This is a genomic window from Amycolatopsis sp. cg13 (assembly GCF_041346965.1).
Lineage (GTDB): Bacteria > Actinomycetota > Actinomycetes > Mycobacteriales > Pseudonocardiaceae > Amycolatopsis.
This window is the reverse complement of the sequence record NZ_CP166848.1, coordinates 6,148,450-6,159,869: the sequence shown is the minus strand read 5'-3', so window position 1 is coordinate 6,159,869 and position 11,420 is coordinate 6,148,450. Positions and strand designations below refer to the sequence as shown.

Below are 11,420 nucleotides of genomic sequence, written 5' to 3'. Positions count from 1 at the left end.
GCAAATCCCTCGCGTACCGCCCGATCTACGCAATTCTCGCCGACGCGGCCATCCCCACCACCACGAGACGCTCACTGCACAGACCCAGTCCGAGCAAGAGCTTCGCCATTCCCCGCCGCAGCCGTCGACGGATCGCCGGGGCCGCGGTCGCGGTGTCCGCTGTCGCCGCAGTCTGCGTGATCGTCGCGGAGTACTTCGTCCTCAACCGCACAATCGCGCCGTTGGTGCGGCCGAGCGCGCCGATATCACCGGCTGACCTGCATAGATAGCAATTGTCCCCAGGTTATCCACAACCCACTGTGGACAACCTGGGGACAGCTTGGATTCACGGCCTCAGGCGTTGATCTCCTGCGGCGCACCGCCGACGGTGATCTTGCGCGGCTGAGCCTTCTCGGAGACCGGAATGCGCAGCGTCAGCACGCCGTCGACGTAGTCCGCGGCGATGCGCGTGGTGTCGAGCGTGTCGCCGAGGAACAGTTGGCGCGAGAACTTGCCGCGCGGCCGCTCGGACACCTGGACCTGCGCGTCCTCGACCGCGACCGGGGTGCGCTCGGCGCGGACGGTGAGCACGTTGCGCTCGACGCTCACGTCGATGGAATCGCGGGCGATCCCCGGGAGGTCGAACTGGATGACGTACTCGTCGCCGGCGCGGTAGGCGTCCATCGGGACGGAGCGCGGCGCGGTGCCCTGGCCACCGAAGAACTGCTGCGTCAGGCGGTCGAACTGGGCGAGCGGGTCGGTGCGGATCAGCATGTCGAATCCCCTTTCGGACAACTGCGGCCAGCTGCTGCGACGCTGACCAAGCCTTGCGAAGTTGCCAACGCACGACTCAACTTATTTGTTCCCTTGTAGCTAAGATCACAGTGACAGCGAGAGACCGCCCGAAACTGTCGGTGCCGGTCCGTAGAGTGCGTCTCGTGATCGACCAGCTGACGATCCCGACCGACGCGGGATCCTTCGACGCAATCGCCGCCGGCCCCGAAGACGGCCGCCCGGTACTGCTGCTGCACGGCTTTCCCCAGGCCGCCGTGGAGTGGGAGCACCAGGTGGCGACGCTCGGCGTGCTCGGGTACCGCGCGATCGCGCCGGACCAGCGCGGTTATTCGCCTGGCGTGCGGCCCGAGCGCCCGGCCGAATACGGCATCGCGACGCTGGTGTCCGACGTCGTGGCGATGGCCGACACGCTCGGCTGGAGCACGTTCGACCTGGTCGGCCACGACTGGGGCGGCGCGGTCGCGTGGTGGACGGCCGACGAGCACCCCGACCGGCTGCGCAGCCTCATCGTGGTGTCCACGCCGCACCCCGGAGCACTCGCCGAAGCGCTGCGGACGGACGAGGACCAGCACCTGCGGTCGGCCTATATGACGGAGTGGCGGCAGACGCCCGCCACCGAGCGGCGCATGCTGGCCGACAACGCCCAGGCGCTGCGCGACATCTTCGACCGGCGCATCCCGCCGAGCAAGATCGACGAGTACGTGCAGCGGCTGTCCGAGCCAGGCGCGCTCACCGCCGCGCTGAACTGGTACCGAGCCGGTCGGCCAGGCGGGAAAATCGGCAAGATTTCGGTGCCCGCGATGTACGTGTGGTCCACAGAGGACGTCGCCTTCGGTTCCGTCGCCGCGCTCGACACGGCGAATTGGTGCACCGGGCCGTACCGGTTCGAGATGCTCGAGGAGGTGTCGCACTGGGTAGCGGAGGAAGCGCCCGAGGCCTTGACCTCGTTGATCGTCGAGCATCTCGGCAGCCGGTGAGACCCGGGCTCGCCCGCGCCGTCGTTCGGCCGGGTGTCCGGCGGACTGGAGATTCGAGCGTTGCGTGAAGACCCGACACTCGAATCGGGCGAAACGGCCACCCGGCTCGCGGTATCGGCCGCCAGGTGCGTGGTGTTCAGTATCCGGAGTGGACACCAGCACTGAAGCCGAAACCGAACGCGTCGTCTTCGTGACCGAGGACGGCGTGCCCACCGGGGAGACCGGGCCGAAGCTCGCCAGCCATCACGCCGAGACGCGACTGCACCTCGCGTTCTCCTGCTACGTCCTGCGCCGTTCGGACAACGCCCTGCTGATCACCCAGCGTGCTCCGCACAAGAAAGTGTGGCCGGGGGTGTGGACCAACAGCGTGTGCGGTCATCCCGCGCCCGCCGAAGCGCTGGAGACCGCCGTGCGCCGGCGGGCCGCGTACGAACTCGGGCTGCCCGAACTCGACGACCTCGAGTGCGTGCTGCCCACGTACCGCTACCGCACGCCGCCCTTCCAGGGGATCGTGGAGAACGAGTTCTGCCCGGTATTCGCCGCGTGGACGGACGTCGATCCGCGGCCGAATCCCGAAGAAGTGGGCGGCTGGCGATGGATTTCCTGGGCCGGTTACACACAGTGGATCACAGATCCGACGACTGACGCGAGCTACTGGGCCCGTGATCAATTCGCGCAGCTCAAGGACAAAAAGCCCTTCTCCGCGCTCTGAGGCGAGGAACTCCGCTGCGTGACAACAGCGGAAGTCCGTCGTCCACTTGAGCGAAATTCACCTTCGTACGTACCGATCACTCAAGCCACCGCTCCTTTACGACGAAAACGATGGAGTGGCGGAGGTCAGAGTGGCGACGGACGACGAGCTCGGAACGGGGGATACCGCACCAGACTTGTTGACGTTGCACGAGTCCATCGCGGACCTGTTCGCGACGCGCGGCGACTGGCGGCGGGCCTACCGGCACCTGCGCTCGGCACTCGACATCGCGCGAGCGGGCAGCCTGCGCGACCCGCTCACCTCGAGCTACAACCGTCGATACCTCGACCAGCGGTTGCCCGAACTGCCGGCCGCGGTGGCCGTTGCCCTGGTCGACCTGGACCGGTTCAAGTCCGTGAACGACACGTACGGTCACCTTCTCGGCGACCGAGTCCTCTGCCGGGTCGCCGATCTCCTGCAGGAGGGACTGCCGGCCGATGCGTTCTGCGCACGGTACGGCGGCGAGGAATTCGCTCTCGTCCTGCCGGGAATCGATCACCGGGGGGCCGTCCGGGTCGCCGACGCCGCGCGCCTGCGGGTCGCCCGTCATCCCTGGTCAGAACTGCAGCCGGGCCTGCGGGTTACGATCAGCGTCGGCCTCGCGCACGGCACCGGATCCGGGCCGCGCCAGCTCCACCGGGCCGACAATCTCCTTTACGCCGCGAAGCGCGCCGGCCGCAACAAGGTCGCTTTCCATGACCGCGAGACCGCGCAGGTAATTACGCACTCTGAGTAACACGCGTCTGCGATTACTCCATTCACCGAACCCGAACTTCACCTGTTCGTCCGCTTCAGTGCGCCTTAGGGCGACGCATGGTGAAGAAATTCGCGGGAGGGTGTCGTCACGAACGGCGGGTATCCGTACGATAACGAAAAGCTCCCCCGGTACGACGAGTCCTGGGAGACCCGGCGAAGCCGCCGGGTGTTCAAAGGTAAGCCGCCCCAGCCTGGCGCCTGACGTGCGAGAGGAGACCGAGTGCCCGACGAGCGCAACACCCCCGGCACCGGTCGCCATTCCGACACCACGGCACGCCCGCGCGGCGGACGCCGCCGTTCGATGGACACTCACGGCGGCATCAGCGTGTCCGACGTGGTCGCGCGGCACACCGGGGAGCGCCCCGCCTTCGCCGACGATCCCGGTACGCAGCTTTCGGAGCCGGTGAGCCGACTGGCGGAACCGGGCACTCGCCGAGCCGAACCAGGCCGCCGTCGGGCGGATGCCGAGCCCGGGCGACGTCGGGCTGAGCCGGACGCTGGTTATTCGGGAGCGAACGGCCTCGCCGGGCTGCCCGCCGAACCGGGCCGCCGGCGGGCAAACGGGCACGCCAACGGGATTGGTAGTCGGCACGCTGGAGACGCGTCGGATCTGAACGGCGATCGGGCCAACGGGCAGGTCAACGGGGTCGGCGGTCGGCACGGCGGGTCGGCAGAAGACGACGCTGCACCACGGGGCGCGCGCGTCAGCGGAGCGGGCGAACTGGCCGGAGGCAACACCGGCACGTCTGGCAGACGGGCCAACGGGCGCGGTCGTCGCCACAGCGAGCCCGCGGAAGACGATCTCGCCCCCAATGGCGCTCCGACGAACGGCCACGTCAACGGGGTTGGCCGACACGGCGAGCCCACGGCAGACGACGCTGCGGGCGGGCGGGCGAACGGCCACGTCAATGGAGCCGACAGTCGGCACGGCGGGCCTGCGGCAACCGACGCCGCGCTAGCTGGTGGATCGGCGAACGGGCGCGTCAACGGAACCGGCAGCCGGCACAGTCGAGAGGGTGCTGGCGATTCCGAGTTCAGGAACGGGCCCGTAGAAGACCGCCCCACGCTGGGGAGCCCCGCGAACGGGCCGGTCAACGGTGGTGGCAATCGGCGCGGCGGGGCTTCGGGCGATGACGATGGGCTTTCCGGCGGCCGTCGGGCGAATGGGGAGCGTCGTGGTGGCGTTTCGGACGTCGACGGCGGGAATGCTGCGCGGGTGGGCGGACGTGCGCTTCTCGGCGGTCCGGTGCCTGACGGCAATCGCCACGGTGTTCAGGATGCTCCCGAGACGCCGGGGAACGGTGGCGGCGCTCGACGTCGGGAAACTGGGGCTTATCGGGCTGAGCCTGGTGAAACAGGCGGACCTGGCGGTCGTCGCCGGGACGTGAGCCAGCAGTCCCCGGGGGCTGGCGAAGCAGGTGCCGGAGAACGTCCCGCCGAGGCTGGACCTGGCGAGGTAGCTGGGCGGACGGGGGAACCGCGGCGTCGGCGGGCGGCCGGGGCCGCGGATGACGAACTGGCCGGAAGTGCCGAGCAGGATTTGGGTTCTCCGGTAGCGGGGACGCGGCGTCGGCGGGCGGATGGGCTTCCGCCGCGGCCTCGGCAGGGTGGTGGGGTCCCGGCTTCGCCGGATCCGCCGGGGCCTCGGCGGCCGCACGGTGCGGAGAACACTTCTGGGCAGCGGATGCCCGGTCCGGACTCTGGTGGGCATCGGCTCCCGGGTCCGGAATTCGACGGGCCGCGGGCGGCAGGGCCGGGGGTCGGCGGTTCCGGCACGCCACGGATGCCTGGCGGACCCGCGGAGCAACGGACAGCTGACTCGGCGGCGCTGCCCGACGAGCATCGGATGGCCAGCCCCGACTCCATGGGGCAACCGACGCCCGGGCAAAACTCTGGCGGGCACCGGGTGCCTGGCCCGGAAGCGGGCGGGCAGCGCATGTCCGGTCCGGCGCGGCGGCGGGCAGCGGGTCCGGACCCCGCTGGGCAATCGGTGGGTGGTCCCGCATCGGCAGCGATTCCCGGCGCGCCCGATCCCGACGTACAGCGAACGCCCCCGCGGCGACGAGCGCCCGGTTCCGAATCCGCTGGGCAACCGACGAGTGGCCCCGAATCCGCAGCGATGCCGGGCGCGCCCGACGAGCAGCGAATGCCCGGTCCCGCACGGCGACGAGGCACCGGGCCTGAGCCTGCCGGGCAGCCAATGGGCCCTGAGTCGGCGGCGATGCCAGGCGGGCCCGACCTCGACCGAACGCCCGGCCCCCCGAGGCGACGAGCGACAGGTCCCGAGGCTGCTGGGCTACCGACGAGTGGGCCCGAATCCGCAGCGATGCCGGGCGCGCCCGACGAGCAGCGAATGCCCGGTCCCGCACGGCGACGGGGCACCGGGCCTGAGCCTGCTGGGCAGCCAATGGGCCCTGAGTCAGCGGCGATGCCCATGCCCGACGGGCAGCGAGCGGCTGGACAGGACTCCGGCGGGCACCGAGTGCCTGGGCCGAACGCGCCCGGGCGACGGGCAGCCGGTCCTGGGCGGCGGCCCATGGGGCCTGGCGGCATCGATGGAGTTCCCGCAGAAGCGGGGGACGAACTCGAGCGGACTCAGCTCAGTCCGGCGCTCGAGCCGGATCGGGTGCGGGGCAAGCCGGGGCGGCCGGCTCCGGGGCCGCGTTCTCGGGGGCCAGTTCCCGATGCCGTTGCGGGGCTTGAGCGGACTCAGCTCAGCCCGGTGCTCGACGGTTCCGAGCCGGACAGCGGCAGTCCGCAGAGCGGGCTCCAGCGACCGAGGCGTGGGCCGGGTGCGGCTCAGGAGCTTGGCCCGGTGCTCGACGGCAAGGCAGCCGACCGGACGCAGTTCACGCCGGTCAAGGGGCTCAGTCTCGGCCAAGAGCCGGAACGCTCCGAGCGGACTCAGCTCAGCCCGGCGGTCAAACCCGGCGTTGATCCAGAGCGCACCCAGCTCAGCCCAGCGGTCAAAGCCGACGTCGATCCGGAGCGCACCCAGCTCAGCCCGGCCGTCAAAGCCGACGCTGAGCGCACCCAGCTCAGCCCGGCAGTAGAGGGGCCGAACGGCAAGCGGCCTCGGCGTACTCCGGTGAAGCCGGCCGCGGCGGCGCGGGCTGAGATGGATCCGCTCACCATGACCGACGAGATGGAGGCGATCGACGAGGCGACGCAATACCGTCGCAAGATCGATCACAGTCTCGCCCGGTTCTCGGCCGCGCACGACGACGCGGCGGCTGAAGAGGCGAAGCGCCGGGAACGGCGGGAGCGGCTCACTACCCGGTCGATGGCGTTGTTCGAGCAGACCCGGACCGCGTTGCAGCGGGTCGTTCTTCTGGACAAAGAAGACGAAGAAGAGAAACCCGCCGAACAATCCGAGCAGACTCGGCTGCAGGAGAAAAAGCAGCGGCATATCGCGCGCAATATCCGGATCGGGCGGATCGCGTTGATCGTGGTCGCCGTGCTTATTTTCATCGGCACGGGGGTCGCTTGGGGCGCGGTCACTTGGTTCGACGCCAAGTTCACCGAAGTTTCCGCGCTGGACGAGAACTCTTCGGACATTCAGAACGCCGACGCGCAGGCCAACGACGAGAACTTCCTCATGGTCGGCTCGGATTCCCGGGACGGGGCCTCGTCCGAGGAAAACGTCGGGGACGCGTCGAATATCCCTGGCGCGCGGTCGGACACGGTGATGGTGGCGCACGTTCCCGCGGACCGGAAGCGGGTCGTCGTCGTCTCGTTCCCCCGGGACCTCGAAATCGACCGCCCGGATTGCAACCGGTGGGATCCGGCCAAATCGCAGACTACCGACGAGGTCGTGCGCGAGCAGAAGATCGCCAAGCTCAACACGGCGTACGCGGTCGGCGGCCCGCAGTGCATGACGAAAGTGATCCAGAAGATCACCGGCCTGCGGATCAACCATTTCATCGGCATCGACTTCAACGGGTTCAAGGAAATGGTCGACGCGGTGCACGGGGTGACGGTGCACAACGAGAAACCGATCGACGACACCACGCTCGGCAAGGTGCTCGCCGAAACCGGCGACGTGACCATTTCCGGCGACCAGGCGCTGAGCTACGTGCGCGCCCGGCACGTCATCGGCGACCCCACCTCCGACTACGGCCGGATCAAGCGGCAGCAGGCGTTCATCGGCGCGCTGCTCAAGAAGGTCATGTCCTCGGATGTCGTGCTGGACCCGGGAAAACTGTCCGGCTTCATCACCGCGTTCGCGCACGCCACGTTCGGCGACAACCTGGGCGTGCAGCAGATGATGACGCTCGCGCAGTCGATGCGCGGACTGAACCCGGCCAACATCAACTTCATGACCGTGCCCACCGTCGGCCTGCCGAACAAGCGCGGCAACGAAGTGCTGATCCAGGAAAAGACGAAGAGCCTCTTCGACGCGTTGCGCGACAACACGCCGCTTCCGGGCAACCAGCCCGCCGGAACCGCGGCCAGCGCGCCGCCCGCGAACGCCGATTCGCGCAAGAGCACCAACACCGGTTGATCATTCGGATTCGTTAGGCGGGGTTCACATGCGGTTCACCCAGCGATGCGGTATTCGGACAGTCCACGTCGTAGGGTGTGCTCATGCGTGAGGCCTACCATGTAGAACTCGATCAGCTCGCCGAAAACCTGGCCGCGATGTCGGTCCAGGTAGCCGACGCCATGGAGCGGGCCACCAAAGCACTGCTGGAGGTCGACCTCGGCCTCGCCGAGCAGGTGATCAGCGACGACGCGAAGGTCGACGACGCGCGCGCCGAATGCGAGGAGCAGGCGTACGCGCTGCTCGCGCTGCAGGCCCCGGTCGCGACCGATCTGCGCACCGTGCTCGCCGCCATCCACGCGGCGGAAAGCCTGGAGCGCATGGGAGATCTCGCCCTGCACGTCGCCAAGGCCGCCCGCCGCCGCCACCCCGACCCGGTGCTGCCGGAAGCGGTCAAGCCGTACTTCGCCGAGATGGGCCAGGCCGCGGTCAAGCTCGCCCGGCAGGTCGAGGCGGTCATCAAGACCAAGGACGTCTCCGCCGCCAAGGACCTCGAGGCCGAGGACGACCAGGTCGACGACCTGCACCGGCACCTGTTCACCGTGCTGATGGACCGCGAATGGCCGCACGGCGTCGCGTCCGCCGTTGACGTCACGCTGCTCGGCCGCTTCTACGAGCGCTACGCCGACCACGCGGTGTCCGTCGCCAAGCGGATGATTTTCGTGGTCACCGGCCGGATGCCGGGCTACGGCACCGACGACGAAGACCTGACCATCTGAGACACCACAACGAAAACCGCCACCTGAGGGTGGCGGTTTTTTCATGCCCAGAAATAAGAACAGCCGCCCCGGCAAGGAAAACCAGGGCGGCCGTCCACAGTGGAATCAGCCGAAACGGCCCGAGATGTAGTCCTCGGTGGCCTTCTCGTCCGGGTTGGAGAAGATCTTCTCCGTGTCGTTCAGTTCGATCAGGCGACCGGGCTGGCCGACGCCGGCCAGGTTGAAGAACGCGGTCTGGTCCGAAACCCGCGCCGCCTGCTGCATGTTGTGCGTCACGATGACGATCGTGTAGTCCTTCTTCAGCTCGCCGATCAGGTCCTCGATCGCGAGCGTCGAGATCGGGTCCAGCGCCGAACACGGCTCGTCCATCAGCAGCACGTCCGGCTGCACCGCGATCGCCCGCGCGATGCAAAGCCGCTGCTGCTGCCCGCCGGAGAGGCCGCCGCCCGGCTTGTTCAACCGGTCCTTGACCTCGTTCCACAGGTTCGCGCCGCGCAGCGCCCGCTCGGCGATCTCGTCGAGCTGCTTGCGGTTCTTGGTGCCGCCAAGGCGAAGCCCGGCCACCACATTGTCCTTAATGGACATCGTGGGGAACGGGTTCGGCCGCTGGAACACCATGCCGATGGTGCGGCGCACCTGCACCGGGTCCACCGCCGAGGCGTAGATGTCCTCGCCGTCGAGCAGCACCTGGCCGTCGACCCGCGCGCCGGGAATGACCTCGTGCATGCGGTTCAGCGTGCGCAGCACCGTCGACTTGCCACAACCCGACGGCCCGATGAACGCGGTCACGTTCCGCGGCGGGACGTTCAGCGTGACGCTGTCCACGGCGTGGAACTTGCCGTAGTAGATGTCCAGGTCTTTGACGTCGATTCGCTTGGCCATGACTCACTTCTTCTTCGGGGCGACGATGCGGGAAAGGACCGTGGCGAGCAGGTTGATCACGGCGATGATGAGCACCAGGGTGAGCGCGGCTCCCCAGATCCGGTCGAAGCCGACGCTGCCGGGGTCCATCGAGTTGGTGGCGCGTTCGTTGTTCATCACCAACGGCAGCGACGCCTGCTCCCCGCTGAAGATGTTCCAGTTGACGTACGACGTGTAGCCGACGAGCACCAGCAGCGGCGCGGTTTCGCCCATCACGCGGGCGAGCGCCATCATGATGCCGCCGAGGATGCCGGACAGCGCCGTCGGAAGCACGATCTTCATGATCGTCTTCCACTTCGGCACGCCCAGCGCGTACGACGCTTCGCGCAGGTCGTCCGGCACGATCCGCAGCATTTCCTCCGCCGAGCGGACGACCACCGGAATCATCAGCAGCACCAACGCGAGCGACACCGCGAACCCGCTGCGCGGCAGGCCGAGCGTGGTGACCCACAGCGCGTAAATGAACAGCGCGGCCACAATGGACGGAACACCGGACAGGATGTCCACCATGAACGTGGTCGCCTTGGCCAGCTTGCCGCGGCCGTACTCGACGAGGTAAATCGCGACCAGCAGGCCGATCGGCACCGAGATGACCGCGCACACCAGGCCCTGCAACAGGGTGCCGATGATCGCGTGCAGCACGCCGCCGCCGACCTCGTCGCCGAGCACCGAACCGAAGTCCTGGCCCCACCAGTTGCTGTACGGGATCCGCTTGATCCCGTTGGCGATCACCGTGTACAGCACCCACACCAGCGGGACCACGGCGATCAGGAAGGAGAGCCACACGAGCACCGTGGCGACGCCGTTTTTGACCTTGCGGGCCGCGCTCACCTGCTGGAAAGCCGGTGTCGTCGCGGGCCGTTCGAGGGTGGTCGACATGGTCACCCCACCTTCTTTCCGACGATCGAGCGGGCGGCGAAGTTGACCAGGAACGTCAGCACGAACAGCACCAGGCCGGCCGCGATGTAGGCGCCGGCCGAGGTCGGGTTGTTGAACTCGCTGTAGTTCTGGGCGATCTTCGAGGCGAACGTCGCGCCGCCGTCGAAGAGGCTCCAGTCGAAGTTGCGGCCCTGCGGGATCAGCAGAATCACTGCCAGCGCAATGGTTTCACCGAGTGCGCGGCCGAGGCCCAGCATCGACGCGCCGACGAAGCCCGCCTTGCCGAACGGCAGCACCGTGGTGCGAATGACCTCCCAGCGCGTGGCTCCGAGCGCGAGCGCGCCCTCGACCTGCGCCGTCGGCGTGCGCTCGAAAACCTCGCGGGTAAGCGACGTGATGATCGGCAGGATCATCACCGCGAGCACGATCCCGGCGGTGAAAATGGTGCCGCGCACATTCGGCGCGATGTTGCCCGGCGCGAAAATCGGAATCCACGAGAAGGTGCTGTTGACCCATTCGGAAAACGGCTCGATCGCGGGCGCGAACACGAGAATGCCCCACAGGCCGAAAATGATCGACGGCACCGCGGCGAGCAGATCCACGACGTAGGCGAACGGCCGGGCCAGCTTCGCGGGCGCGTACTGGGTGAGAAACAGCGCGATGCCCAGCGAGATCGGCATCGCGATGATCAGCGCCACCAGCGAGGTCGCCACGGTGACCTCGGCGAGGTCGGCGATCCCGAACGCCATGTTGGCCGGGTCGTTCGTCGACCACCCGTGGTTGAACAGGAAGTTGACCTTGTCCGCCTTCAGCGCCGGAATCGCCTGCACGACCAGGAAAATCCCGATCAGGGCGATCAGGGCGACGACGAAGATCCCGGCCCCGGTGGTCAAGTTCTGGAAGATGCGGTCACCGGCTCGCACCTTCGTCGGCTTCTTCCGCGCGGGCGGCGCTTCCGGCGCCGGCGCGGGTGGCTTGTCCGAAATCGGATCCTCCGGGAACGCTCGGGCGGACGACGAACGCCCACCGGGGTCGCCGGTGGGCGTTCGCGTCGAGGATTGGTCGCTCATCGACAGTCTCTGTCAGCCTTCGTACCAGTT

At 68.3% G+C, this 11,420-nt stretch carries 9 protein-coding genes; 5 read left to right on the top strand and 4 right to left on the bottom strand.

Features of this window, described 5'->3' with window-relative positions:
- Positions 1-333 precede the first annotated feature (333 nt).
- Positions 334-753 carry an Hsp20/alpha crystallin family protein gene (locus tag AB5I40_RS28705; RefSeq protein WP_370933272.1) on the bottom strand — a complete coding sequence of 140 codons (420 nt, stop codon included), beginning with the start codon at positions 751-753 and terminating at the stop codon, positions 334-336.
- Positions 754-917: 164 nt separating this feature from the next.
- Between AB5I40_RS28705 and AB5I40_RS28700 the strand changes: the two genes are divergently transcribed.
- The 5 genes from AB5I40_RS28700 to phoU all read left to right on the top strand — a co-directional run bounded on the left by AB5I40_RS28700 (position 918) and on the right by phoU (position 8,520).
- The gene (locus AB5I40_RS28700; protein ID WP_370933271.1) at positions 918-1,751 is read left to right on the top strand and encodes an alpha/beta fold hydrolase; all 834 of its coding nucleotides are present in this window, start codon (positions 918-920) and stop codon (positions 1,749-1,751) included.
- A gap of 148 nt (positions 1,752-1,899) precedes the next feature.
- Complete coding sequence (gene idi, locus AB5I40_RS28695) at positions 1,900-2,463, top strand: isopentenyl-diphosphate Delta-isomerase (protein ID WP_370933269.1); 564 nt, start codon at positions 1,900-1,902, stop codon at positions 2,461-2,463.
- Positions 2,464-2,578: 115 nt separating this feature from the next.
- Positions 2,579-3,238, top strand: a complete 660-nt coding sequence (locus AB5I40_RS28690) for a GGDEF domain-containing protein (protein WP_354745934.1) — start codon at positions 2,579-2,581, stop codon at positions 3,236-3,238.
- A gap of 3,138 nt (positions 3,239-6,376) precedes the next feature.
- Positions 6,377-7,762 (top strand): LCP family protein, encoded by a 1,386-nt coding sequence (locus AB5I40_RS28685; RefSeq protein ID WP_370940626.1) that lies wholly within the window; start codon positions 6,377-6,379, stop codon positions 7,760-7,762.
- Between the two features lie 83 nt (positions 7,763-7,845).
- Positions 7,846-8,520 (top strand): phosphate signaling complex protein PhoU, encoded by a 675-nt coding sequence (gene phoU, locus AB5I40_RS28680; RefSeq protein WP_344266135.1) that lies wholly within the window; start codon positions 7,846-7,848, stop codon positions 8,518-8,520.
- 105 nt (positions 8,521-8,625) lie between these two features.
- Here the strand turns inward: phoU and pstB are convergent, their stop codons facing one another.
- From pstB to pstC, 3 genes are read right to left on the bottom strand one after another with little or no spacing between them, the layout of a single operon-like run.
- Positions 8,626-9,402 carry a phosphate ABC transporter ATP-binding protein PstB gene (pstB, locus tag AB5I40_RS28675; protein WP_370933266.1) on the bottom strand — a complete coding sequence of 259 codons (777 nt, stop codon included), beginning with the start codon at positions 9,400-9,402 and terminating at the stop codon, positions 8,626-8,628.
- 3 nt (positions 9,403-9,405) lie between these two features.
- Positions 9,406-10,320: a phosphate ABC transporter permease PstA gene (gene pstA, locus AB5I40_RS28670; RefSeq protein ID WP_370933265.1), complete on the bottom strand. Its 915-nt coding sequence runs from the start codon at positions 10,318-10,320 to the stop codon at positions 9,406-9,408.
- 2 nt (positions 10,321-10,322) lie between these two features.
- Complete coding sequence (gene pstC, locus AB5I40_RS28665; RefSeq protein WP_344266713.1) at positions 10,323-11,243, bottom strand: phosphate ABC transporter permease subunit PstC; 921 nt, start codon at positions 11,241-11,243, stop codon at positions 10,323-10,325.
- Positions 11,244-11,420 lie beyond the last annotated feature (177 nt).

Coding starts and splice junctions, on each gene's coding strand:
- pstB (WP_370933266.1), bottom strand. CDS start 9,402: ATGGCCAAGCGAATCGACGTCAAAGACCTGGACATCTACTACGGCAAG.
- AB5I40_RS28705 (WP_370933272.1), bottom strand. CDS start 753: ATGCTGATCCGCACCGACCCGCTCGCCCAGTTCGACCGCCTGACGCAG.
- pstA (WP_370933265.1), bottom strand. CDS start 10,320: ATGTCGACCACCCTCGAACGGCCCGCGACGACACCGGCTTTCCAGCAG.
- phoU (WP_344266135.1), top strand. CDS start 7,846: ATGCGTGAGGCCTACCATGTAGAACTCGATCAGCTCGCCGAAAACCTG.
- AB5I40_RS28685 (WP_370940626.1), top strand. CDS start 6,377: ATGGATCCGCTCACCATGACCGACGAGATGGAGGCGATCGACGAGGCG.